General features: G+C 66.4%; 21 protein-coding genes. 14 read left to right on the top strand and 7 right to left on the bottom strand.

Annotated features, from left to right (window positions below; all coding sequences use genetic code 11):
• Nucleotides 1-145 precede the first annotated feature (145 nt).
• The 3 genes from ACSS7Z_RS07890 to ACSS7Z_RS07880 all read left to right on the top strand — a co-directional run bounded on the left by ACSS7Z_RS07890 (nucleotide 146) and on the right by ACSS7Z_RS07880 (nucleotide 2,856).
• The gene (locus ACSS7Z_RS07890) at nucleotides 146-1,042 is read left to right on the top strand and encodes an ABC transporter ATP-binding protein (RefSeq protein WP_438253952.1); all 897 of its coding nucleotides are present in this window, start codon (nucleotides 146-148) and stop codon (nucleotides 1,040-1,042) included.
• Nucleotides 1,039-2,145 carry an ABC transporter permease gene (locus ACSS7Z_RS07885; RefSeq protein WP_438253951.1) on the top strand — a complete coding sequence of 369 codons (1,107 nt, stop codon included), beginning with the start codon at nucleotides 1,039-1,041 and terminating at the stop codon, nucleotides 2,143-2,145. The genes ACSS7Z_RS07890 and ACSS7Z_RS07885 overlap by 4 nt, the downstream gene beginning before the upstream one ends.
• 123 nt (nucleotides 2,146-2,268) lie before the next feature.
• Complete coding sequence (locus ACSS7Z_RS07880; RefSeq protein WP_438253950.1) at nucleotides 2,269-2,856, top strand: nitroreductase family protein; 588 nt, start codon at nucleotides 2,269-2,271, stop codon at nucleotides 2,854-2,856.
• Nucleotides 2,857-2,876: 20 nt separating this feature from the next.
• Here ACSS7Z_RS07880 and ACSS7Z_RS07875 read toward each other — a convergent pair whose 3' ends face one another.
• Nucleotides 2,877-3,494 carry a TetR/AcrR family transcriptional regulator gene (locus ACSS7Z_RS07875; protein WP_438253949.1) on the bottom strand — a complete coding sequence of 206 codons (618 nt, stop codon included), beginning with the start codon at nucleotides 3,492-3,494 and terminating at the stop codon, nucleotides 2,877-2,879.
• Between the two features lie 115 nt (nucleotides 3,495-3,609).
• On the opposite strand from ACSS7Z_RS07875, the gene ACSS7Z_RS07870 reads away from it, so the two are divergent.
• From ACSS7Z_RS07870 to paaZ, 3 genes are read left to right on the top strand one after another with little or no spacing between them, the layout of a single operon-like run.
• Entirely contained in the window at nucleotides 3,610-4,353 is a 744-nt protein-coding gene (locus tag ACSS7Z_RS07870) for an enoyl-CoA hydratase/isomerase family protein (RefSeq protein WP_438253948.1), read from the top strand.
• On the top strand, nucleotides 4,350-5,186 hold the full coding sequence (locus ACSS7Z_RS07865) for a 3-hydroxyacyl-CoA dehydrogenase family protein (protein ID WP_438253947.1): 837 nt from the start codon (nucleotides 4,350-4,352) through the stop codon (nucleotides 5,184-5,186). Before ACSS7Z_RS07870 ends, ACSS7Z_RS07865 begins: the two co-directional genes overlap by 4 nt.
• Nucleotides 5,186-7,306 carry a phenylacetic acid degradation bifunctional protein PaaZ gene (gene paaZ / locus ACSS7Z_RS07860; RefSeq protein ID WP_438254278.1) on the top strand — a complete coding sequence of 707 codons (2,121 nt, stop codon included), beginning with the start codon at nucleotides 5,186-5,188 and terminating at the stop codon, nucleotides 7,304-7,306. The genes ACSS7Z_RS07865 and paaZ overlap by 1 nt, the downstream gene beginning before the upstream one ends.
• A 15-nt stretch (nucleotides 7,307-7,321) precedes the next feature.
• On the opposite strand, the gene ACSS7Z_RS07855 is transcribed toward paaZ, so the two are convergent.
• Nucleotides 7,322-9,436, bottom strand: coding sequence for a RecQ family ATP-dependent DNA helicase (locus tag ACSS7Z_RS07855; protein WP_438253946.1), 2,115 nt, complete (start codon nucleotides 9,434-9,436; stop codon nucleotides 7,322-7,324).
• A gap of 107 nt (nucleotides 9,437-9,543) precedes the next feature.
• Between ACSS7Z_RS07855 and paaA the strand changes: the two genes are divergently transcribed.
• The 6 genes from paaA (at nucleotide 9,544) to ACSS7Z_RS07825 (ending at nucleotide 14,333) form a co-directional block, all read left to right on the top strand.
• Nucleotides 9,544-10,527, top strand: coding sequence for a 1,2-phenylacetyl-CoA epoxidase subunit PaaA (gene paaA, locus ACSS7Z_RS07850; RefSeq protein WP_438253945.1), 984 nt, complete (start codon nucleotides 9,544-9,546; stop codon nucleotides 10,525-10,527).
• Nucleotides 10,527-10,832 (top strand): 1,2-phenylacetyl-CoA epoxidase subunit PaaB, encoded by a 306-nt coding sequence (paaB, locus tag ACSS7Z_RS07845; RefSeq protein ID WP_438254277.1) that lies wholly within the window; start codon nucleotides 10,527-10,529, stop codon nucleotides 10,830-10,832. The genes paaA and paaB overlap by 1 nt, the downstream gene beginning before the upstream one ends.
• A 296-nt stretch (nucleotides 10,833-11,128) precedes the next feature.
• Complete coding sequence (gene paaC / locus ACSS7Z_RS07840) at nucleotides 11,129-11,920, top strand: 1,2-phenylacetyl-CoA epoxidase subunit PaaC (protein WP_438253944.1); 792 nt, start codon at nucleotides 11,129-11,131, stop codon at nucleotides 11,918-11,920.
• Entirely contained in the window at nucleotides 11,914-12,426 is a 513-nt protein-coding gene (paaD, locus tag ACSS7Z_RS07835; protein WP_438253943.1) for a 1,2-phenylacetyl-CoA epoxidase subunit PaaD, read from the top strand. The genes paaC and paaD overlap by 7 nt, the downstream gene beginning before the upstream one ends.
• Nucleotides 12,423-13,541 carry a 1,2-phenylacetyl-CoA epoxidase subunit PaaE gene (paaE, locus tag ACSS7Z_RS07830; protein WP_438253942.1) on the top strand — a complete coding sequence of 373 codons (1,119 nt, stop codon included), beginning with the start codon at nucleotides 12,423-12,425 and terminating at the stop codon, nucleotides 13,539-13,541. The genes paaD and paaE overlap by 4 nt, the downstream gene beginning before the upstream one ends.
• A 21-nt stretch (nucleotides 13,542-13,562) precedes the next feature.
• Nucleotides 13,563-14,333 (top strand): enoyl-CoA hydratase/isomerase family protein, encoded by a 771-nt coding sequence (locus ACSS7Z_RS07825; protein WP_438253941.1) that lies wholly within the window; start codon nucleotides 13,563-13,565, stop codon nucleotides 14,331-14,333.
• Here ACSS7Z_RS07825 and ACSS7Z_RS07820 read toward each other — a convergent pair.
• From ACSS7Z_RS07820 to coaBC, 5 genes are all read right to left on the bottom strand, one after another.
• Nucleotides 14,320-14,787 (bottom strand): hypothetical protein, encoded by a 468-nt coding sequence (locus ACSS7Z_RS07820; RefSeq protein ID WP_438253940.1) that lies wholly within the window; start codon nucleotides 14,785-14,787, stop codon nucleotides 14,320-14,322. The two genes, ACSS7Z_RS07825 and ACSS7Z_RS07820, sit on opposite strands and share 14 nt — an antisense overlap.
• Before the next feature lie 159 nt (nucleotides 14,788-14,946).
• The gene (gene pntB, locus ACSS7Z_RS07815) at nucleotides 14,947-16,359 is read right to left on the bottom strand and encodes a Re/Si-specific NAD(P)(+) transhydrogenase subunit beta (protein WP_438253939.1); all 1,413 of its coding nucleotides are present in this window, start codon (nucleotides 16,357-16,359) and stop codon (nucleotides 14,947-14,949) included.
• Nucleotides 16,356-17,930, bottom strand: coding sequence for a Re/Si-specific NAD(P)(+) transhydrogenase subunit alpha (locus tag ACSS7Z_RS07810; protein WP_438253938.1), 1,575 nt, complete (start codon nucleotides 17,928-17,930; stop codon nucleotides 16,356-16,358). Before ACSS7Z_RS07810 ends, pntB begins: the two co-directional genes overlap by 4 nt.
• A 224-nt stretch (nucleotides 17,931-18,154) precedes the next feature.
• Nucleotides 18,155-20,296 carry an ATP-dependent Clp protease ATP-binding subunit gene (locus ACSS7Z_RS07805; RefSeq protein ID WP_438253937.1) on the bottom strand — a complete coding sequence of 714 codons (2,142 nt, stop codon included), beginning with the start codon at nucleotides 20,294-20,296 and terminating at the stop codon, nucleotides 18,155-18,157.
• Nucleotides 20,297-20,350: 54 nt separating this feature from the next.
• The gene (gene coaBC, locus ACSS7Z_RS07800; protein WP_438253936.1) at nucleotides 20,351-21,553 is read right to left on the bottom strand and encodes a bifunctional phosphopantothenoylcysteine decarboxylase/phosphopantothenate--cysteine ligase CoaBC; all 1,203 of its coding nucleotides are present in this window, start codon (nucleotides 21,551-21,553) and stop codon (nucleotides 20,351-20,353) included.
• 386 nt (nucleotides 21,554-21,939) lie between these two features.
• On the opposite strand from coaBC, the gene ACSS7Z_RS07795 reads away from it, so the two are divergent.
• Nucleotides 21,940-22,647, top strand: a complete 708-nt coding sequence (locus tag ACSS7Z_RS07795) for an NRDE family protein (protein WP_438253935.1) — start codon at nucleotides 21,940-21,942, stop codon at nucleotides 22,645-22,647.
• Complete coding sequence (locus ACSS7Z_RS07790; protein WP_438253934.1) at nucleotides 22,644-23,090, top strand: hypothetical protein; 447 nt, start codon at nucleotides 22,644-22,646, stop codon at nucleotides 23,088-23,090. The genes ACSS7Z_RS07795 and ACSS7Z_RS07790 overlap by 4 nt, the downstream gene beginning before the upstream one ends.
• The last annotated feature ends 8 nt before the right edge of the window (nucleotides 23,091-23,098 follow it).

The raw sequence follows: 23,098 nt of genomic DNA, 5'->3' as shown, positions 1-23,098 counted from the left end.
GCGTCCCACCCCGTCACAGGTGTCGCAGATGGCCGCTTCAACGCGAGCGAAGCGACCAAACGCGACACCTCCCCTGGACGACGGACTCTTAATATCCGCCCTGCGGGGGATGCCGGGTGCGTGCACGCGCTCCTAGCCTGGAGGTATGACTTCAGGAACCCTGCAACTGGCAGGAATCACAAAGAGCTACGGCACCCGCCGGGTACTCGATGACATCACCTTCTCGGTAGCTCCCGGCCACCTCACCGGCTTCGTCGGCGGCAACGGCGCGGGCAAGACAACGACCATGCGAATCGTGCTGGGCCTGCTCGCCTCGGACGGCGGCACGGTCACCCTCGGCGGAACGGACCTCACCTCCGAGGCACGCCGCCAGTTCGGGTACATGCCCGAAGAACGCGGGCTGTACCCGAAGATGAAGGTGCTCGAGCAGGTGGTGTACCTCGCGCGACTGCATGGCTTCAACAAATCGGATGCCACCGAGAAGGCGACCGCCCTCCTCACAGAACTCGGACTCGGTGAACGACTGAACGACAACCTCGAGGCGCTCTCGCTCGGAAACCAGCAGCGGGCGCAGATCGCGGCATCCCTCGTGCACGACCCCGGTGTCCTCATCCTCGATGAGCCGTTCTCGGGTCTGGACCCGCTCGCGGTCGAGACTGTCGCTGGCGTGCTTCAGGAGCGTGCGGCACGCGGCGTCTCGGTCCTGTTCTCCTCCCATCAGCTCGATGTCGTCGAGCGTCTGTGCGATGACCTCGTCATCATCGCCGGTGGCACGATCCGCGCCGCTGGTCCTCGCGAGCAGTTGCGCGCAGAGCACTCCGCTCCGCGCTGGGAGTTGGAGAGCACCGGTGACGTCGGCTGGCTGCGCGAGGAGACGGGGATCACCGTCGTCGACTTCGAGGGCGGCAACGCCGTATTCGACGCTGAGGACCCCGCCATCGCTCAGCGGGTTCTGCGCCGTGCTCTCGACGGCGGCGATGTCTCCCGCTTCGCCCCGCAGCATCCCTCGCTCTCTCAGATCTTCAAGGAGGTCATCCAGTGAACGCCTCGACCCGAACCGCGACCAGAACTCTCAGCGCCGGTCAGGGCGTCTGGCTCGTCGCCGAGCGCGAGCTGAGCACGAAGCTGCGCAGCAAGGCCTATCTCATCTCGACCGCCATCCTGCTGCTGATCGCGCTGGCTGGCGTCATCTGGGCCGGCGTCTCCAGCGCGAACCCGAGCGCGACGCAGATCGCGGCAACAAGCAACGCAGCATCCGCGTTGGAGAACATCGACGGCTACGAGGTGACCGAGGTCGCCGACCGGGATGCCGCAGAAGAGCTGGTGCGCTCCGGCGACGCTGAAGCGGCCATCGTCGAAGACGCTTCGTCCGCGACCGGGCTGCTGGTCATCGCGGACAAGCAGGCACCGCAGAGCCTGATGATGCTGCTGTCATCGCCGCCGTCGGTTGAGCTGCTCAATCCGGATGAGGCCGGTGGCGCGATACGCTACATCCTCGGCATCGCGTTCGGGCTGGTGTTCATGATGGCCGCGATCACGTTTGGCTCCCCCATCGCGACGAGTGTGGTCGAGGAGAAGCAGACGCGCGTGATCGAGATCCTGCTCTCGGCGATTCCGGCACGGGTACTGCTGGCCGGCAAGGTGATCGGCAACACACTGCTCGCGATCTCGCAGATCCTCATGCTGGTCGTGGTCGGCACGATCGGGTTGATCGTGTCGGGGCAGACAGCCGTCCTGCAGGGAATCGGAGGGCCGATCGCCTGGTTCGCGGTGTTCTTCTTCTTCGGCTTCATCCTGCTCGCCGCCATGTTCGCCGCCGCGGGTTCGATGGTCTCCCGCCAGGAGGATGTCGGCGCGACGATGACACCGGTGATGTACCTGACGATGATCCCGTATTTCCTGGTGATCTTCTTCGGCGACAACCCAACGGTGATGACGGTGCTCTCCTACGTGCCATTCTCCGCTCCGGTGGCGATGCCGATCCGGCTGTTCTTCAATGAGGCCGCCTGGTGGGAGCCGCTGCTGTCGATGGTGATCATGCTCGGCGCGTGCGCCCTGGTGATCATGCTCGGCGCGAAGATCTACGAGAACGCCCTGCTGAAGATGGGCGCCCGCGTGAAGTTCCGCGAGGCCCTGCGCGGCTGAGCGACATCCCATCCGCATATTCCCGCGTCATTTTCTTCGACGCGGGAATATGCGCACGCATACGCCGGTTGTCGCTGAAGAATGCGGACAATGGTGTCGGCCCGTCCTCCTCTGAAAGGCACCATGAGCACTCCGCTTCTCGATCGCACCGCCGCGACCTCTGTTCCCGTTCTCGATGTTCTCGCCCAGCGCTGGAGTCCCCGCGCATTCGAGATGGCGACGCCGATCGATGAGAACAAGCTCGTCGCTGCGCTGGAGGCCGCTCGCTGGTCGCCGTCCGCGAGCAACACGCAGCCGTGGCGCTTCATCGTCGCGCGTCGGGGCACCGATCTGCACGTGAAGATCGATGAGGCCCTGATGGGCTTCAACCGGGAGTGGGCCGGTACCGCCCAGGTGCTGATCGTCGCGCTCTCGGAAGACGCGGATGCCGAGGGAAATCCGCGTCCGTGGGCACAGTACGACCTCGGCCAGGCGGTGGCTCATCTGTCGGTGCAAGCTCATGCCGATGGCCTCTACGTGCACCAGATGGGTGGCGTCGACCGCGAAAGCCTGCGGGCACTGCCGGGGGTCGAGGATCGCTTCACCCCCACCTCGGTCATCGCGCTCGGCGCGCTGGGCGACCCGTCGACGCTGTCGGAGAAGCTGCAGCAGCGCGAGTCCACCCCGCGCGTGCGCCGTTCGCTCGCTGAAACGGTGATCGCGAGCGCCTGAAACGGCTTCGGGAACGCAGGTCAGCCCCTGCGCAGCCCATCCAAAGCCACGGCCAGTACGTCGCGAGCGAGCCCATCTGCCCCTTCGGCGCCAGCCGGCTGGTACCACTCGACGATCGAGTTGACCATGCCGAACAGTAGGCGTGTGGCCACCGAAGCGTCGACGTCTTCTCGGACCGCGCCCTCGGCCTGCGCCATGCGCACAAGCACCGTCACCTGACGGTCGAATGCTCGCCGGCGCTCCAGCGCTGCCCGCTCGACATTACTGTTGCCCCGCACGCGCAGCAGAAGCGTGACGAATGCGATCTTGTCGACGAGCACCCGCACCGCACCGCGCAGCACATACTCCAGCCGCTCGCGCGCGGAACCGGCCTGCGCTCCGGGCTCGCGAAGGACGCCCTCCAACGAGCCGATCGCCTCTTCGAGTGCGACCTCCAGCAGCGCCTCTTTGGAGTCGAAGTGGTGGTACAGCGCGGACTTCGTCAACCCAAGCCTCGTGGCCAGCGTCGCCACCGATGTGGCGTCGTACCCCTGCTCGATGAAGACCTGCACGGCGATGTCGAGCACCTGGCGTTGGTCGTAGCCGGGGCGCCCTCGCCGCGCGCTCTCGGCCGCATTCGACTTTTCAGATTCTGACACGCGCTCCAGTCTCGCACCATTGCCGAGCCACTGCTCCCCTGCAATAATCAAATACTGAACGAATGGTCAGGAATCTACGCCTAACCGAGGCGACGAGGCAGTCAGGAGCATGATGATGAGCGATACACCCCTCATCATCGATTCCCAATCCGACCGCGTCATCGCCCGATTGAACCGCCCGGACAAGCGCAACGCAATCGACCGCGAGATGATCGACGCTCTGCACGCGCTCTGCACAGACCTTGAGCACACGCCGCGCGTGCTCATCCTCACCGGCACTGCGGGTGTCTTCGCCGCCGGTGCCGACATCAGTCAGTTGCGCGCCCGCCGCGCGGCAGATGCCCACCGCAGCATCAATGCGACCGCGTTCATCCGCATTCGCGAGCTGCCGATGCCGGTGATCGCCGCACTGGAAGGCTTCGCGCTCGGCGGCGGGGCCGAACTCGCCTATGCCGCAGACATTCGCATTGCAACGCCGACGCTGAAGATCGGCAACCCGGAACCGGGCCTCGGCATCATCGCCGCTGCCGGCGCAACCTGGCGCCTGCGCGAGATCGTGGGCGATGGCCTGGCCAGCGAGATGCTGCTCACCGGCCGACTAGTCGGGGCGGATGAGGCGCTCTCGGCGGGCCTGGTGTCCAGCATCCATCCGCCCGAGGAACTCCTCGCGGCCGCGCATGCGATCGCTGACCGCATCACGCAGAGCGACCCGCTTGCCATTCGGCACACGAAGACAGCACTGCGCGCACCGCGCGATTCCCACCCGCAGATCGACGGCGAACTGCAGGCCGAGCTGTTCGAGAGCTCGGAGAAGATGCGTCGCATGACTGAATTTCTCGAGAAACGCGGCCACCGATGAGGGTGGGCGTGCTGGGCGGCGGGCGCATGGGCAGCGGGATCGCGCACGCGTTCGTGATCACCGGAAGCTCGGTGACGGTCGTCGAGCGCGACGAGGAAACAGCGGATGCTGCGGCCGGCCGCATCCGCGAGAACCTATCCCGCTCCATCCAGCGCGGAGCCACAGGAAGCATCGACGACTTCGCCGCTGCACTGGAGGTGGGCATCGATATCTCAGCATTCAGTGACTGCGATCTCGTGATCGAGGCGGTTCCAGAAGACCGCGCACTCAAGGCTGAGGCGCTTCATCGAATCGAGCGGGTGCTCAGCACGGATGCCGCGCTCGCATCGAACACGTCGTCCATCTCGATCGATGCCCTGGCTGCCAGCTTGGCGCGTCCGAACAGGTTCCTCGGGCTGCACTTCTTCAACCCGGTGCCGGCATCCGCGCTCGTCGAGATCGTGACCGGCACGGCCACCGACCCCGCCGTCATCGCAGCGGCGCGCGGGTGGGTCGAAGCTCTCGGCAAGACGCCGATCACGGTGCGCGATTCTCCCGGCTTCGCGTCCAGTCGGCTCGGCCTTGTGCTCGCGCTCGAGGCGATTCGGATGCTGGAGGACGGCGTCGCCACCGCCGAAGACATCGACACAGCGATGGAGCGCGGATACCGGCATCCGCTCGGGCCGCTGCGCACGACCGACGTCGTCGGACTCGACGTGCGCCTCGCCATTGCAGAAGAGCTGCATGCCGCCCTCGGCGAGCGCTTCGCTCCACCGGACCTGCTGCGCCAGTTGGTTGCGGACGGCAAACTCGGCCGCAAAAGCGGCGAAGGCTTCTACAGATGGGACGACTGATGATTGATGTGCTGCCCAGCTACGTGCAGGGTTCGTGGTGGACCCCCGCTGCGCCGGCGGATACCACCTCTGTTGCGATGAGCGAGATGACGACGGTGCGGGACGCCTCGACCGGAGAGGAGATCGCGTGCGTCAGCACCACGGGTCTGGATCTGGCGGGCGCCCTGGACTACGCGCGCACCACCGGACAGGCGAGCCTGGGCGCGCTGACCTTCCACCAGCGAGCGGTGCTGCTGAAGAAGTTCGCCCTGGTCCTGACCGAACGCAAAGAGGAGCTCTACGCCCTGTCTGCCCGCACGGGCGCGACGAAGGCCGACTCGTGGGTCGATATTGACGGCGGCATCGGCGTGCTGTTCGCATACTCGGGCAAGGGGCGCCGCGAGTTGCCGAACGCGCAGGTGTACGTCGACGGTCCCGTCGAACCCCTGTCGAAGGACGGCTCCTTTCTCGGGCGTCACATCTATACGCGTCTGCCGGGAGTCGCCGTGCAGATCAACGCGTTCAACTTTCCGGTCTGGGGACCGCTGGAGAAGTTCGCCCCCGCCTTTCTCGCCGGAATGCCGACGCTCGTGAAGCCGGCAACCCCCACCGGATATCTGACCGAGGCTTTCGTGCGGATCCTCGTCGAGTCCGGCCTCCTGCCGGAGGGATCGCTGCAGCTGGTCAGCGGCAGCGTACCGACACTTTTCGACAACCTGCGACTGGGCGACATCGTCGGATTCACCGGCAGCGCGTCGACGGCGGCGTTGCTGCGCCGGCATCCGGCTGTGCAGACCGGCGGCGTGCGGTTCACCGCCGAGACGGACTCGATCAATGCCTCCGTGCTCGGCCCCGATGCGGCCCCCGGTACACCGGAGTTCGACGCGTACATTCGTCAGCTCGTCACCGAGATGACGTCGAAAGCCGGCCAGAAGTGCACGGCGATCCGGCGAGCGGTTGTGCCCACCGCTCACGCGGATGCCGTGATCGATGCCGTCCGCGCGCGCATCGAAGACAAGACCGTCATCGGCGACCCGCGCACCGAGGGCGTGACGATGGGTCCGCTCGTCTCGCTAGCGCAGCGTGATGAGGTCGTGCGGCAGGTGCAGGCGCTGGTCGCCGGCGGCGGGCGAATCGTGATCGGTCCGGAGGATCCGGGAGCGCCCGATAGTGCGGCCGACGGTTCGGCTGATAGTGCGCCCGATAGTGCGGCCGACGGTTCGGAGCGTGCGCACGGGGCATTCGTCGCGCCCACACTGCTGCGCTTCGACGATGCGCACGCGGAGGCCGTGCACAGCATCGAAGCATTCGGTCCGGTGTCCTCACTGATCACGTATGACACTCTCGCCGAGGCATCCGACATCGTCGTCCGCGGCGGCGGATCGCTCGTGACCAGCGTCGCAACGCACGACGCCGACTTCGCCGCCGGGATCATGAGCGCGATCGCGGCTTCGAACGGCCGGGTGCTGTTCCTCGACCGCGACGATGCGCGCTCCTCCACCGGACACGGATCCCCGTTGCCCGGTCTCGTGCACGGCGGTCCCGGCCGTGCCGGCGGCGGCGAAGAGCTCGGCGGCATCCGCGCAGTACTGCACCACATGCAGCGGACAGCCATCCAGGGCTCCCCCGATATGCTCACCGCGATCACCGGCGTGTGGCATACGGGTGCTGCCGCGAACGATGACGGCATCCACCCCTTCCGCAAGCCGCTCACGCACCTGCGCATCGGGGATCAGATCGCCTCGGTCTCTCGTGAGGTGACCCTCGACGACATCGAGACGTTCGCGCACTTCACCGGTGACACGTTCTACGCGCACATGGATGAGGAATCAGCGGCCGCCAACCCCTTCTTTCCGGGACGCGTCGCACACGGGTACCTGCTGGTGTCTTGGGCCGCCGGCCTGTTTGTCGACCCGGAGCCGGGTCCGGTGCTCGCGAACTACGGCTTGGAGAACCTGCGCTTCGTGACCCCGGTCTCGCCGGGCGACAGCATCCGGGTCACGCTCACCGCGAAGCAGATCACCCCGCGCGAGACGGATGAGTACGGCGAGGTGCGCTGGGATGCTGTCATCCTGAATCAGAACGATGAAATCGTCGCGACGTACGACGTGCTGACGCTGGTGGAGAAGGCGTCGGCCTGAGCACGTACTTCTTCTTCAGCCACGCAGCGCGAGAGCGAACGGCAGCACGCTGGTCGCCCCTGCCTGCCGCAGCGCGCGAGCCGCGACCGTGAGCGTCCACCTGCTGTCGACCTGATCATCGACGAGCAACACGGGCCCCGCCGGGATCTCGATCCCCTCAGCGCTGAAGCGGTCCCAGAGGCCCGCGAGCCGGAAGGCACTGTTGCCTCCGGGCTGCCCTGTGGGCCCACCATCGACGAGTGTCAGCGCACCGATGTATGGCAGCTTGCCGATCTCGGCGATCCCGCGTGCCAGGGAATCGACAAGCAGCGGATGCGAACGCGACGGCATCGCGACCACTGCGACCGGACGTTCGGACCAGCCCCAACCCGCGAGAACCCGCACGCAGGCGCCGAGCAGTTCCGATGAGATCGGCGCATCGGGCACCCCGGCCGCGAACAGCGTACGCAGGGTCCCACCCCAACCGAGGTCGGTGAGGCGGGCGAGCGCGCGCCCTTCGCCAGCCTGGTCCCCTGCGGCGATGCGCCCCTTTGCCGGGACACCCAGCCGATCAGCCCCGGTCGGCCACATGCGCCGCGGCTCGATGACGACGCCGACGCGGTCCAGGGACTCGGACGCGGCGGCTGTGGCGGTCGTGCCGATCTCGGTCGGGAACCAGGCACCCGCGCAGTTGTCGCAGCGCCCGCACGGCACAGCGGTTTCGTCATCGAGCGAGCGCTGGAGGAACTCCATCCGGCATCCGTCCGTCTGCTCGTACTCGATCATGCTGCGCTGCTCGGCCAAGCGCTCGCCGGCGATCCGCTCATAACGCTCGCGGTCGTAGACCCAGCTCTGGCCGGTGGATACCCACCCGCCCTGCACGCGGCGCACAGCGCCGTCGACATCAAGAACCTTCAAAAGCAGCTCGAGCGGGGTGCGGCGGATGTCGACCATCGCCTCCAGCGCCGGGGTCGACACCGGCGCATCGCCGAGCGCGGCGATCACGCGTTCGGCGCGCTCCTGATCCGGCATGGATGCGGTGGCGAAATAGTGCCAGATGTCGCGGTCTTCAACCCCGGGCAGCAGCAGCACATCGGCGCTGTCACTCGCACGCCCAGCACGGCCGACCTGCTGGTAATAGGCCACCGGCGACGAGGGGGCGCCGAGGTGCAGCACGAATCCCAGGTCGGGCTTGTCGAATCCCATCCCGAGCGCGCTGGTCGCGACCAGCGCCTTCACCTCGTTGCGCTTCAGCATGCCCTCGGACTCGGCGCGTTCATCCGAGTCCGTCTGCCCGGTATAGGCGCGCACCTCGTGACCGCGCTCACGCAGAAGCCGGGCCGTATCGACGGCGGCGGCAACGGTCAGCGTGTAGATGATGCCGGACCCGGGCAGGTCATCAAGATGGCTGAGCAGCCACGCCAGCCGGCTCGCGGCATCCGGCAATCGCAGCACTCCCAGCCGCAGCGACGCCCGCGCGAGCGGCCCGCGGATGGTGAGCACTTCGCCCCCGCCGGTCGGACCGATGCCCAGCTGCTCCTCGACATCGGCGACGACTCGACTGTTCGCCGTCGCGGTCGTGGCCAGCACCGGCACCTGCGCGGGCATCTGGGCGATGAGATCACGCAGCCGCCGGTAATCAGGACGGAAATCATGCCCCCAGTCGCTGATGCAGTGCGCCTCATCTACGACGAGCATTCCGATGCGGCGCACCAGCGCCGGCAGCTGCTGTTCGCGGAACGCGGGGTTGTTGAGCCGTTCCGGCGACACCAACAGAACGTCGACCTCATCGCGGTCGAGTTGCGCGAGCACATCCGTCCACTCGTGCGCATTGGTGGAGTTGATTGCCACAGCGCGCACGCCGGCGCGCTCTGCCGCGTTGATTTGATCACGCATCAGCGCCAGAAGCGGCGAGACGAGCACGGTGGGCCCGGCCCCCTGCTGGCGCAGCAGCAGCGTCGCGACGAAGTACACGGCGGATTTTCCCCATCCGGTGCGCTGCACGACCAGCGCTCGGCGGCGGCCACTCACCAGCGCCCCGATCGCCTCGAACTGCCCGTCATGGAACACGGCGTCATCGCGCCCGACCAGTTCACGCAGCGCGGCGAGCGCAGCCTCATGCGTAGCGGTGGATGCGGCGTCGGGTGTCATACTCCCACTCTGCCCGAGGCATCGGACATCGCCGGCACCCTTTGCGCTCCAGCATCCATCATGCGATAATAACTAAACGATCGGTCAGTAAAGAAGACGAAGGAGTCATGATGACCACGTCCGAGGTCGCAGGGGAGGTCGCCGCTGAGATCACCGCAGAGCAGCGCCGCTTCGATGAGATCATCGCCGCCGACTCTCGCATCGAGCCGCGTGATTGGATGCCGGAGGCCTACCGGCGCTCGCTCATCCGCCAGATCTCGCAGCACGCGCACTCCGAGATCATCGGCATGCAGCCCGAGGGAAACTGGATCACCCGTGCTCCGAGCCTGAAGCGCAAGGCGATCCTGATGGCGAAGGTGCAGGACGAGGCCGGGCACGGCCTGTACCTCTACTCGGCGGCGCAGACCCTCGGAATCACGCGCGAGGAGATGACCGACCAGCTCATCACCGGCCGCGCCAAGTACTCCTCGATATTCAACTACCCGACCCCCACCTGGGCAGACATGGGGGCGATCGGCTGGCTCGTCGACGGCGCGGCGATCTGCAACCAGGTGCCGCTGTGCCGGGCATCCTACGGACCATACGGTCGAGCGATGATCCGCATCTGCAAGGAGGAATCGTTCCACCAGCGACAGGGTTTCGAGATTCTGCTGACCCTGATGAAGGGCACCCCGGCGCAACAGAGGATGGCGCAGGATGCTGTCGACCGCTGGTACTGGCCGAGCCTGATGATGTTCGGACCTCCCGATGGAGACTCTCCCAACTCTGCGCAGTCGATGGCGTGGAACATCAAGCGCTTTTCGAATGACGAACTGCGCCAGCGCTTCATCGGGATGCTGGTCCCCCAGGCCGAGATCCTCGGAATCACGCTTCCAGATCCGGAACTGCGCTTCGACGAGGAGACGCAGCAGTACGTCGGCGGCGAGATCGACTGGACCGAGTTCTTCGAGGTGCTCGGTGGGAACGGTCCGATGAACGCCGAGCGACTGCGCGCTCGACGCGAAGCGCATGAGGAGGGCGCGTGGGTGCGAGAGGCCGCTTCGGCGTATGCCCGCAAGCAGGCCGAGCGTCACGCGGAGGCAGCCGCATGATGACGACACCAGGAACCGAAACCGCAGAGCCCTGGCCTCTGTGGGAGGTGTTCGTCCGCGCGAACCGCGGCATGAGCCACGTACATGCCGGGTCGTTGCACGCGCCGGATGCTGAACTCGCCATCCGCAACGCCCGCGACCTGTACACGCGCCGCGGTGAGGGCACATCGATCTGGGTCGTGCCATCGGATGCCATCACCACGAGCGACCCCGACGCCAAGGGGTCGTTCTTCGAGAGCCCCGCCGGCAAGAACTACCGCCATGCGGTGTATTACACCGCATCCGAGGGGGTGCCGCACCTGTGAGCAGCGTCAATCCGGTGCCGGACGCCCCGGAAGGTGCCCGCCCAGCGCTAGGTGCCCGCCCAGCACCAGGTACCCACCCATCGCCAGGTGCCGCAAACGGCCGCGCGAGCGAGGGCAAACCGGCACAACGCGACACCTCCCCGCCCGCGGCGTCTAGCCATTCGGCGGCAGGTGGCGCAAGTGGCCGCACAGGCGCGGGCGAAACGACACAACGCGACACCTCCGCACCGGCAAGCGCCTCCTCACCGGCACCCGCCTCCGTCCCGGCACCGCACTCCTCGCACGGCTCGGTCACCGTGGACGAGCTCGACCTCGCCGCTGAGCTCACCGGAGCTGAGAACGCCATCGCCTCAACGGCCGTCGCCGAGTACGCGATGTGGCTGGGCGATGACGCTCTGATCCTCGCCCAGCAGCTCGGCGCATGGATCGCTCATACGCCCGAGCTCGAAGAAGACGTCGCCCTCGGGAACATCGGCCTCGATCTGCTCGGCCACGCCCGCTCACTCCTGCACTATGCCGGCACCGCCGACGGTCGGAGCGAAGACGATCTGGCCTACTTCCGAGATGAGCCGGAGTTTCGCAGCGCCTGGTTGTTCGAGCAGCCGAACGGCGACTTCGCTCAGACGATCGCGCGGCAGCTCGCCGCATCCGTCTATCTGTTCGAGCTGTATTCGCAACTGCGCTCCTCCGCAGATCCGACGCTCGCTGCCATCGCCGAGAAGTCGCTGAAGGAGGTCGACTATCACCGCGACCATGCCGTGCAGTGGACGCTGCGCCTCGCCGGCGGCACCGATGAGTCGCGTCGCCGGATGGTGCGCGCACTGCACGATGTCTGGCCCTACATTGACGAGCTGTTCCGCGACGAACCGCTGATCGACGATCTCGAGGGCATCGCCGCGCGGCCCTCGCTGCTGCGCGCGGGCTTCGACGAGACCATCAGAAGCGTTTTCGACGAGGCGGAGCTCGACATCCCCGAGGCGAAGGCTTCCGCGGGTGGCGGGCGCCACGGACGCCATTTCTCTGAGATGGGGCATCTGCTCGCCGAGATGCAGGTGCTGGCAAGGCAACATCCGGGGGCATCATGGTGACGCGCCACGATGAGGCCTGGCGGGTCACGGCATCCGTGACCGACCCGGAGATCCCCGTGCTCACGATCGAAGACCTCGGCGTGCTGCGCGCCGTCGAGCTCGATCCCGAATCCGGCGGCGAGCGCGTCACCGTCACGCTCACCCCGACATACAGCGGATGCCCCGCCATCGACGCCATGCGCGACGATGTCATCCTCGCGCTCACCGCTGCCGGCTTCGCCTACGTCGAGGTGCGCACCACGCTTTCACCGGCATGGACGACGGATTGGATGACGGATGCCGGCAAGCAGAAGCTGCGCGACTACGGCATCGCTCCGCCGTCCGGGCGGGCGGAGACCGCGCGGTCAGGACCGCCGAGCACCATCCGGCTCCGCCTCGCGGTGAAGTGTCCGCGCTGCAGATCACTCGATACCCGGGAGGTCTCTCATTTCGGATCGACCTCGTGCAAGGCCCTCTACGAGTGCCGCGCGTGCCTCGAGCCCTTCGACCACTTCAAGGTGCTGTGAATACCGCCGTGCGCCGCCGCGGGCGCTTCCATCAACTCGAGATCAGCGGTGTGCGCCCACTGACGGACGAGAGCATCGAAGTCACCTTCACCGTGCCACCGGAACTCCAGGGCGACTACGACTACCTCCCAGGCCAGTACGTGGCGCTGCGGGCGCACGTTGACGGCCGCGAGGTGCGCCGCAGCTACTCGATCTGCCGAGCGCCCATCCCGTCGACGCCGTCAGAACCCGCAACCATCAGCGTCGGCATAAAGCGCGACCTGGGCGGACTGTTCTCCGTCTGGGCGTACGAGAACCTCAGGCCAGGCGATCGCATCGACGTGATGAGCCCGGAAGGGACATTCACCTCACAGCTCCCCGATCTCGACCACGCGCATCTGGCCGGGATCGCTGCCGGATCAGGCGTCACCCCGATGATGGCGCTCGCCGCTCACGTTCTGGCATCCTCTCCGACAGCGCGGTTCAGTCTCCTCTACACGAATCGCGCCACCCAGGATGTGATGTTCCTCGATGAGCTCGCGGATCTGAAGGACCGCTACCCGGGCCGGCTCGCGCTGCACCATGTGCTCTCACGCGAGCAGCGCACCGCGCCCGTACTGTCCGGCCGGATCGACGCTGAGCGGCTGAACACGATCCTCGACTCACTGCTGCCACCGGACACGGTGACCGAGTGGTTCCTGTGCGGGCCGTTCGACCTCGTCACGCTCTGCCGGGAGACGCTCGAGCGTCGCGGCGTGCCGGCTGAGAGCATCCGTTTCGAACTCTTCACCAGCGATGCTGACGGTCCGCGCGTCGATCGCGGACGCCCGGTCGCCATCGGCGCCGGTGATGAGATACGGCGTATCGAGTTCACGCTCGACGGGCTTTCATCAACCGTCGAGAGCCCGGCACCGGCGAACGAGGCGATTCTGGATGCCGCACTGCGCGTGCGGGGAGACGTTCCGTTCGCCTGCGCTGGTGGGGTCTGCGGCACTTGTCGCGCGCGCCTGATCGAAGGCGAAGTGCGGATGACGCAGAACTTCGCGCTCGAGCCCGACGAGATCGAGCGCGGATACGTGCTGACCTGCCAGTCGCATCCGATCACCGAGCACGTCGTCGTGGACTACGACGCGTGAATGAAGCCGAAGGAGTGCATCATGATCGATCTGACCATCACCGACGACGTCGCTCACGTCATGCTCAATGCGCCGGAGAAGCGCAATGCGCTCGATGAGGGCGCCCTCGTCGAGCTTTCTGAAGCGTATGCAGAGGCCGAGGCCGCAGGTGTGCGCGCGCTCGTGCTGCGCGGCGAGGGCGCAGGGTTCTGCGCGGGTCGGGACATCGCCGGCGTCGACCCCGCGACAGACGATGTGTCCGGATACCTCGATGGCCTGGTGACCCCGTTACTCAAGCGGATGTCTCAGTTCCCGGCCCCGACGTTCGCCGCGGCGCACGGTGCGTGCCTCGGCGTCGGGCTCGGGTTGCTGATCGCCACGGATGTCGTGTACGTCGCCGACTCAGCGAAGATCGGCTCTCCGTTCGCCGCCCTCGGTGCGACGTTGGATTCCGGCGGGCATGCCCTGTTCTATGAACGCCTCGGCGCGCACCGAACCCTCGATCTCATCTACACCGGGCGGCTCATGAGCGGCACGGAAGCCGTCGAGGCGGGGCTGTTCTCACAGGTGCTGCCCGCTGCCGATGTCATCTCCGCCACCGTGCTGGCAGCATCCCGTGGCGCCACTGGTGCGACTCGCGCGTTCCTGGCCAGCAAACGACTTATCGGCCGGTTGCGTGACGAGCGCATGGCCCTGTGGGATGCCGTCGCCGAGGAGAACGCGAACCAGGTGTCGCTGCGCGCCACCGCGGACTACCGCGAGGGGTTCGCCGCATTCCAGCAGAAGCGCAAGCCGGAGTTCACCGGGCGCTGACCTTTATCCCGACGCGCGAATGCACTACGCATACGATCGCCGCGACGAGTGTGCCGACCCACGACACGGCGGCGATCGCGGCAGCGACGGTGAATGCCGCCACCGTGGCGTCGTCGCTCAGCACTCCCCACTCCGACAGCACTGAACCGTAGTCCCCGGTGTCCCCGCCATCCTGGAGGGTGAAGCCCATCGCGATCAAGGCGATCCAGAGAACATAACTGGGGATGTCATAAGCTAACCGGCTCGTCTTCGCTGCCGCAGCGTCTCGGTCGAAGACGAAGACGATTGCTGACGCGTACATCGCGATGATGACCACGGGCGCGACGAACAGCCCGATGGCTGCCATCCACCCCAGTGGCGCACCGAGCAGGCCTCGCCCGAAGAGTACAAACCCAGGAAGCAGTACCGGAGCGATCCACTGGAAGATGCGCACAAAGCGAGTGGTGAGTCTCATACGGCCGAGAATAGCGGTATACGCTCCACCCTCCGGCGCTCACAACTCCTGAAGAATCATGGCAGAACCGCCGCATCCGGCCCGGATAGGAGCGGAAGCGGCGGTTCTTCAGGAGTTGTGCACGCTAGGTTGCGGACCTGGAGCGCAGCTCCCCCATGGTCAGAGCGCGCGGAGGATGTCGTCGACCCGATCCTTCGCATCACCGAAGAGCATCTGCGTGTTCTCGCGGAAGAACAGCGGATTCTGCACACCGGCGTAGCCTGCGGCCATCGACCGTTTGAACACGATGACGTTCTCCGCTTCCCACACCCGCAGCACCGGCATGCCGGCGATGGGGCTCGACGGGTCTTCGGTCGCGGCGGGGTTGACCGTGTCGTTCGCGCCGATCACGAGGACGACCGCGGTCGCTGCCAAATCGTCGTTGACCTCGTCCATCTCGAGCACGATGTCATACGGCACCTTGGCTTCGGCCAGTAGAACATTCATGTGCCCCGGGAGGCGACCGGCGACCGGATGGATGCCGAAGCGCACATCCACCCCACGATCGCGCAGCTTCTGGGTGAGCTCCGCAACCGGATACTGAGCCTGCGCCACGGCCATGCCGTAGCCGGGCGTGATCACCACGGTTGATGCGCCGGCCAGCATGTCGGCGACGGATTCGGCGTCGATCTCGCGGTGTTCTCCGTGGTCGACGTCGTCGCTTTGGGGCGCGGCGATGCCGAATCCTCCGGCGATCACCGAGATGAAGGAGCGGTTCATCGCCTTGCACATGATGTACGACAGGTAGGCACCGGAAGAGCCGACCAGTGCGCCGGTAACGATGAGCAGGTCGTTGTTCAGCAGGAAGCCGGCAGCGGCAGCGGCCCAACCGGAGTAGCTGTTGAGCATCGAGACGACCACGGGCATGTCCCCGCCGCCGATCGAAGCGACCAGGTGCCAGCCGAGCGCGAGCGCGAGCACAGTGACGAGCACCAGCAGCCAGAGGACGGGCGTGATCACGTACCAGACGGTGAGCGCGATGAACACAACGATCGCGCCGAGGTTGAGCACATTCTTGCCCGGCAGCATCAGCGGTTTCGACGACGTCCGTCCGGACAGTTTCAAGAATGCAACGATCGAACCGGTGAACGTCACACCACCGATGAAGATGCCGATGAACACTTCGGCGTGGTGGATGTCGGCGAGCGCGCCGGTGAGCCCAGGGTTGTGCAGGTGCCCATTCCAGCCGACAAGAACCGCTGCCAGGCCGACGAAGCTGTGCAGCAGCGCGATGAGCTCGGGCATTCCGGTCATCTCGACGCGGCGAGCGCGCCACAGTCCGACGACGGCGCCGACGAGCATCGCGATCAGAAGTAGCACGAGCCCGACCACCGCCTGCGGCTGACCCCACGCACCCTGGAAGGTGACCCAGATCGTGGCGACAAGTGCGATGGCCATGCCGACCATTCCATACGTGACGCCGGCACGCGACGACTCGTGGCGGCTGAGTCCCGCGAGACTCATGATGAACAGCAGAGCGGCGACGATATACGCCGCGCCAGCGGCGGATGCGGCGAGTTCGATGGCGCTCATCGGCGGGCCCCCTTGTCAGCGGCTGCAGCGTCTGGCCCCTTGGAGAACATCTTCAGCATTCTTCTGGTCACGGCGAACCCGCCGAATATATTGATGGATGCCACGAGCACAGCGACCGCCGACAGAATCTGCACCAGCAGGTTCGGGCTCGTGATCTGCACGACCGCGCCCACGACGATGATGCCCGAGATGGCGTTCGTGACGCTCATCAAGGGTGTGTGCAGGGCGTGTGAAACCTTGCCGATGACGTAGAAGCCGACGACGATCGACAGCATCAGTACGGTGAAGTGCTGCGGCAGTGGCGCCGGGGCAACCGCGTTCACGAGGAACACGGCCGCGATGCCGACCGCGATGAGCGCGGCCTTGCCGCGAACACCGAGGGTGCGCTTCGGCGCAACCACCGCCGCTTCGGCGACAGCCGCAGCCTTCGGCGCTGCCGACACCTGCACTGGCGGCGGTGGCCAGGTCTCCGTGCCGTCTCTGACGACGGTGACGGAACGCTGCACGATGTCGTCGAAATCGAGCACGAGCTGCCCGTCTTTGCCGGGGGTCAGCAGCTTCAGCAGATTGACCAGGTTCGTTCCGTACAGCTGTGAGGCCTGCGTGGGAAGGCGTCCGGCGAGGTCGGTGTATCCGAGGATGATCACGCCGTTGTCCGTGACGAACCGCTCACCGGCACGGGTTCCCTCAACGTTGCCGCCCAGCGCGGCCGCCATGTCGACGATCACGCTGCCAGGCTTCATGGATGCCACATCTGCCGCGGTGATCAAGACCGGAGCCGCGCGCCCCGGGATCAGCGCCGTCGTGATGATGATGTCGACATCGGCCGCCTGCTCCGAGTACAGCTCGGCGGCGCGGCGGTCGTAGGCCTCGCTGGTCGCCTTGGCATACCCGTCGGAGGAAACCTCCTTCTGCTCATCAGGAACGATGACCTCGAGGTACTCACCACCGATCGAGCGCACCTGATCAGCGACTTCCGGGCGCGGATCGGTAGCGCGCACAATCGCGCCGAGACTGGATGCTGCGCCGATCGCCGCGAGCCCTGCAACGCCGGCGCCGGCGACGAGCACCTTCGCCGGGGGAACCTTGCCCGCCGCGGTCACCTGCCCGGTGAAGAATCGTCCGAACTCGTTCGCCGCCTCGATGACCGCGCGATAGCCGGAGATGTTCGACATGGAGCTGAGCACGTCCATCGACTGCGCGCGCGAGATGCGCGGGACGGCATCCAGCGCGAGCGCCGTGATGCCGCGGGTGGCGAGTGCCTCGCGCAGTTCGGGCCGCAGGTTCGGGCTGAGCTGCGCTATCAGCGTGGCCCGGTCCGCGATCCGCGTGATCTCAGCATCCGTCGGGGCGTTCACCTTGAGCAGGATCGGTGACGACCACGCTTCATCGGTGCCCACGACCTGGGCGCCGGCTTCCGCATAGGCGGTGTCCGGATAAGCGGATGCCGCGCCCGCACCCCGCTCGATCGCGATGTCATATCCGAGCGCGCGTAGCGACTTCACCGTCTGTGGGGTTGCGGCAACCCTCGTCTCGCCGCCCTGTTCCTGCACGATACCGATACGCGTCATCCACTGCTCCTGGTCTCTCGTCTACGACGTGACCAGAACAGCCCGTCGTAGGCACATGAGACGAGACTCTATCGACCGGCCGACTAAGCACAGGGGAAAATTTCACTCCTTCGCCTCGAAAGAACCATAGTTCTTGCCGCATCGCGAAGATCCACAACGCACAAACCGTCCGTCCCGAACTTCAGGAAGGACGGTTTGTGCGTTCTCGATCAGGCCATCCGCTCTCAGGCCGAGGTCAGCGCCAGCCCGGACCCGTCGGCCGAAACATCTACCTTCACGGTGTCGCCATCCCGGACCCGCCCGGACAGCAGCGCCGTCGCGAGCTTGTTCTGCACCTGATTGGTGATGAGGCGGCGCAGTGGGCGAGCGCCGTATACCGGGTCGTAGCCGCGCTCGGCGAGCCATGACCGGGCATCCGGAGTGACCGCGAGCGTGAGCCGACGCTCGCGCAACCGCGCCTGCAGGTGATCGATCGTCAGCTCGACAATCTGCGCGAGATCATCCTCGGTGAGCGCCTGGAAGATGACGATGTCGTCGAGACGGTTGACGAACTCCGGCTTGAACGACTGACGCACCAGCGCCTGCACACCCTCGCGCTTCTCCTCGAGCGAGAGCATCGGGTCGATGAGAAGAGGCGAGCCGAGGTTGGAGGTGAGAATCAGGATGACGTTCGAGAAGTCGACCGTCCGTCCCTGCCCATCGGTCAGGCGCCCATCATCCATCACCTGCAACAGCACGTCGAAGACCTCGGGATGCGCCTTTTCCACCTCATCGAGCAGTACGACGCTGTAGGGACGGCGCCGCACGGCCTCGGTCAGCTGACCGCCCTGTTCGTAGCCGACGTATCCGGGAGGAGCACCGACCAGCCGCGACACCGAATGCTTCTCCCCGTACTCCGACATGTCGATGCGAACCATGGCGTGCTCGTCGTCGAAGAGGAAGTCGGCCAGCGACTTGGCGAGTTCAGTCTTTCCCACACCGGTCGGTCCGAGGAACAGGAACGATCCGGTCGGGCGCCCGGGGTCGCTGATCCCCGCACGCGAGCGGCGGACGGCATCCGATACCGCGGCCACCGCCTCCTTCTGCCCGATGAGACGCTTGCCCAGTTCGCCCTCGAGGTGCAGCAGCTTCTCCGTCTCGCCCTGCAGCAGACGGCCGACCGGAATGCCGGTCCACGCGGCGATGACTCCGGCGATGTCTTCTTCGGTGACCTGGTCGTTCACCATCCGGCCTTCACCGTCGCTCTCGACCTCGGAGCGCTCGGCCTCGACGACCTCGCGTTCCAGTGCCGGGATCTCGGCGTACAGCAGGCGTGAGGCCTTCTCGAGATTGCCCTCGCGCTTGGCGCGCTCGGCGTCGCCGCGCGCAGCATCCAATTTCGTCTTGAGATCGCCGACGCGATTCAGAGATGCGCGCTCACGTTCCCAGCGCTCCTGCAGCTCGCTGAGTCGCGTCTGCTGACCGGCGAGATCTTCGCGGAGGGCCGCGAGCCGCTCTTTGGAAGCGTCATCCTTCTCTTTCTTCAGCGCGAGGTCTTCGAGCTTCAGCCGATCCACATAGCGACGCAGCTCGTCGATCTCGACAGGAGCCGAATCGATCTCCATGCGCAGCCGGGATGCCGCCTCGTCGATCAGGTCGATGGCCTTGTCCGGCAACTGCCGACTCGGAATATAGCGATTGGAAAGGGATGCTGCGGCAACCAGTGCGCTGTCCGAGATGGCGACCTTGTGGTGTGCCTCGTAGCGCTCCTTGAGTCCGCGGAGGATAGCGATGGTGTCTTCAACCGTCGGCTCGCCGACGTAGACCTGCTGGAAACGACGCTCGAGTGCAGCATCCTTCTCGATGAACTCGCGGTACTCGTTGAGCGTGGTCGCACCGATCAGACGCAGCTCGCCGCGGGCGAGCATGGGCTTGAGCATGTTGGATGCTGCGACCGAACCCTCACCGCCGCCCGCGCCCATCAGCGTGTGCAGTTCGTCGATGAACGTGATGACCTGTCCGTCGGATTCGGTGATCTCCTTGAGGACCTGCTTCAGCCGCTCTTCGAACTGGCCGCGGTACATGGCACCGGCGACGAGAGCGGAGATATCGAGAGTGATCAGCTCCTTGTCCTTGAGCGATTCGGCGACGTCTCCCGCCACGATGCGCTGCGCGAGCCCTTCGACGACGGCGGTCTTGCCGACGCCCGGCTCACCGATGAGAACCGGGTTGTTCTTCGTGCGTCGGGTGAGCACCTGACTCACGCGTCGGATCTCGCTGTCACGGCCGATCACCGGATCGAGCTTGCCCTGGCGGGCACGGTCGGTCAGGTTGATGCCGAACTGTTCGAGCGCGGACTGCTGGTCATCTTGTACGGGGTTGGTCATCTTTCCTCCTGGAGGTCTCCTTGCAAAGTTGAGTGGTGTTGACTCAACTTTACCTCACGCGCGGACGTTCTGCACGGCATTCCAGATTTCGCGGGCGACCTCACGCTTGGAACCGGCGACGGATGCCACGACCGCACCGCCGGTGCCGATGATCTCGACAGCGTTGTCCGCCCGCTCGAAGCCGTGCTCGGCATCGGCGAGGTTCACGGCGAGCAGATCGACGCCCTTGCGTTCCCGTTTGCGCCGAGCGCGCTCCCGCCGCGCATCCGGATCGGTCAGGGTCTCGGCGGCGAACGCCACGATCAACTGCTTCTCGGAAGCGGACTGCGCGAGCCCGGCGACGATGTCTTCGTTCTGCACCAGCTCGATCCGCTCCAGAGTCCCGCTCTCCTTGGTGAGCTTGTGCTCGGCCGCCTCGGTCGGTCGATAATCCGCGACCGCAGCGGCCATGATCACGACGTCGGCGGATGCCGCGGCATCCCGCATCGCGCCACCCAGTTCCGCGGCGGTCTGCACTGAGCGCACCCGGATGCGCGGATGCCCGGCGGCGGCCAGCACATCGGCTGCGATGTTCGCGGCGACCAACTCGACGTCGGCACCTCGGTCGGCGGCCTCCGCGGCGAGCGCGACACCCTGCCTGCCGCTTGATCGATTGCCGAGAAAGCGCACCGGATCGATCGGCTCGCGGGTTCCCCCGGCCGATACGACCACACGGACGCCTTCGAGATCCTGGGGCATGAGCAGCGCGAGGGCCGCGTCGACGATCTGCTCAGGTTCGAGCATCCGCCCCGGCCCGGAATCACCGCCGGTCAACTCACCGTCACCGGGGCCGAGCACGTGCACCCCGCGCTCACGCAGGGTGGCGATGTTCGCCTGCGTCGCCGGATGCTGCCACATCTCGGTGTGCATCGCCGGAGCAATCGCGACCGGAGCGGTGGTCGCGAGCAGCGTGGTGCCGAGCAGGTCGTCAGCGAGACCGGCGGTCATCTTCGCGATGGTGTTCGCGGTGGCAGGCGCCACGATCACCAGCTCTGCTGCCTGTCCGAGTGCGACGTGGCGTACCTGTGCCACATCGTCATGCACGCTGGTGGTGACGGTGTTGCGGCTGATCGCCTCCCACGTCGGCTGCCCGACGAAGCGCAGCGCATCCTCAGTCGGAATCACCGTGACGTCATGGCCGGCCTTGATCAGCAGCCGTACGAGGTGAACGCTCTTGTACGCGGCGATGCCGCCCGTGACTCCGACGACGATGTTCATGCCTTGATTCTGCCGGAGCAGTACTCGCCTGTCGTCGGTTTGCCCGAATCTGGCTCGCACGGAGGGGAGTGGCCCGCGCTGATGGGGCTGCCTGCGCCGATGGGACTGCCCCGCACTGATGGGGCTGCCCCCGCACTGATGTGAGGAGAACGCAGCGATGGGAGGAGATTCTCCGGCTGTAGTTCCTCCCAACAGTGCGTTCTCCGCCCAAGCGTGCGACGGCCCCCGCCGATGAGACGGCCTGCGCCCATAGGACCGCCCCGCACTGATGGGAGGAGAACGCAGCGATAGGCGGAGGATCTCGGGCCGCAGCTCCTCCCAACAGCGCGTTCTCCGCCCCAGCGCGCGACGGCCCGCGGCAACACGGACGCACTTAGACTGGCCGCGTGTGCACTGTCGTGATCGATGTCGCAGAGCCCGGAGGGTCGCGGCTGCTGGCGATCCGCGACGAGGACCCCGCGCGCGAGTGGGATTCGCTCGGCGCCTGGTGGCCGCAGCGGTACCCCGGCGTCATCGGCATTCGGGATCGCCGCGCCGGCGGCGCCTGGCTCGCCTACGACACAGAGCATCGCCGCCTCGCGGTGCTGCTCAACCGCGCCGACACGCTGGATCTGCCGGAGGATCAGGTACTCACCCGCGGCAGCCTTGCATTGGAATCCGTGGCCGGCCGGGCTCCAACAGCACCCTTGCCGATGCACGGCTTCAACCTGCTGGAAGTCACCCCGGATGCCGCCCGCGTGCTGTCCTGGGACGGCAAGACTCTGCGGGAGACTCCACTGCCGTCCGGGGTCCACATGATCGCCCACGACGACCTCGACGATCCGGAGACCCCGCGCATCGCCCGGTGGCTGCCCGAGTTCCGCGCCCACGCTGCCCGCACGGACGACTGGGTCGATGAGTGGATCGACCTGCTCGCCGCATCCGCTGCACTCGACCCCACGGACGACGCGGCGATCATCCGCGACAATCGCCCGCACGGATATCCAACGCAGTCACTGCTGTACTGCGTCGCCGACGTCAGTCATGAAGGCGTCGAAGCGCACGAGACATCGCTCCCTGAGCCGGGGCACTGGCACGTAAGCTCAACGCCATGAGCGATCAGCAACAGCCTCAGCTCCCGCCGTACGCCGGCCAGCATCCGCGACCCGGAGCCCCGCTACAGAAACCGGCTGCGGGCTACGCGCACTATGCCGTGACACATCCACAGCAGCAGCAAGCGCCCAGCACGGTCAACGCTCCGGGCCGGATCGGACTCATCTTCGGCCTTATCGGTCTCGCGATCGGCCTGCTCTCGACGATCTTCATCCAGGCGACCTTCGGCAGCCTCGGTTACGGGGTAGCCTCGCTCGTCTCGGCGTTTGGCTCACTGCTGGCCTTCATCACCGCAGCACTCGCACTCGTACTGGGCATCGTCGGGATGAAGCGCGTCGGAGTACCGCATGGTCAGTCGGGGATCGCCGTCGGCCTCGGCATCGCGGGCGTCGCCGGCGTTGCGATCGGGACACTCGCCTCGGCGATCATCCCGCTGTTCTACTGATTCGGCTC

This window comes from Microbacterium wangyouchuni (genome assembly GCF_051546305.1).
GTDB lineage: Bacteria > Actinomycetota > Actinomycetes > Actinomycetales > Microbacteriaceae > Microbacterium.
Note: the sequence above shows the minus strand (reverse complement) of the source record. Positions and strands in the feature narration are given on the sequence as shown.

Coding starts and splice junctions, on each gene's coding strand:
- ACSS7Z_RS07880 (WP_438253950.1), top strand. CDS start 2,269: ATGAGCACTCCGCTTCTCGATCGCACCGCCGCGACCTCTGTTCCCGTT.
- ACSS7Z_RS07820 (WP_438253940.1), bottom strand. CDS start 14,787: ATGAGACTCACCACTCGCTTTGTGCGCATCTTCCAGTGGATCGCTCCG.
- ACSS7Z_RS07790 (WP_438253934.1), top strand. CDS start 22,644: ATGAGCGATCAGCAACAGCCTCAGCTCCCGCCGTACGCCGGCCAGCAT.
- paaA (WP_438253945.1), top strand. CDS start 9,544: ATGATGACCACGTCCGAGGTCGCAGGGGAGGTCGCCGCTGAGATCACC.
- ACSS7Z_RS07870 (WP_438253948.1), top strand. CDS start 3,610: ATGAGCGATACACCCCTCATCATCGATTCCCAATCCGACCGCGTCATC.
- ACSS7Z_RS07810 (WP_438253938.1), bottom strand. CDS start 17,930: ATGACGCGTATCGGTATCGTGCAGGAACAGGGCGGCGAGACGAGGGTT.
- ACSS7Z_RS07865 (WP_438253947.1), top strand. CDS start 4,350: ATGAGGGTGGGCGTGCTGGGCGGCGGGCGCATGGGCAGCGGGATCGCG.
- coaBC (WP_438253936.1), bottom strand. CDS start 21,553: ATGAACATCGTCGTCGGAGTCACGGGCGGCATCGCCGCGTACAAGAGC.
- ACSS7Z_RS07890 (WP_438253952.1), top strand. CDS start 146: ATGACTTCAGGAACCCTGCAACTGGCAGGAATCACAAAGAGCTACGGC.
- paaZ (WP_438254278.1), top strand. CDS start 5,186: ATGATTGATGTGCTGCCCAGCTACGTGCAGGGTTCGTGGTGGACCCCC.
- ACSS7Z_RS07805 (WP_438253937.1), bottom strand. CDS start 20,296: ATGACCAACCCCGTACAAGATGACCAGCAGTCCGCGCTCGAACAGTTC.
- pntB (WP_438253939.1), bottom strand. CDS start 16,359: ATGAGCGCCATCGAACTCGCCGCATCCGCCGCTGGCGCGGCGTATATC.
- paaB (WP_438254277.1), top strand. CDS start 10,527: ATGACGACACCAGGAACCGAAACCGCAGAGCCCTGGCCTCTGTGGGAG.
- ACSS7Z_RS07855 (WP_438253946.1), bottom strand. CDS start 9,436: ATGACACCCGACGCCGCATCCACCGCTACGCATGAGGCTGCGCTCGCC.
- paaD (WP_438253943.1), top strand. CDS start 11,914: ATGGTGACGCGCCACGATGAGGCCTGGCGGGTCACGGCATCCGTGACC.
- ACSS7Z_RS07825 (WP_438253941.1), top strand. CDS start 13,563: ATGATCGATCTGACCATCACCGACGACGTCGCTCACGTCATGCTCAAT.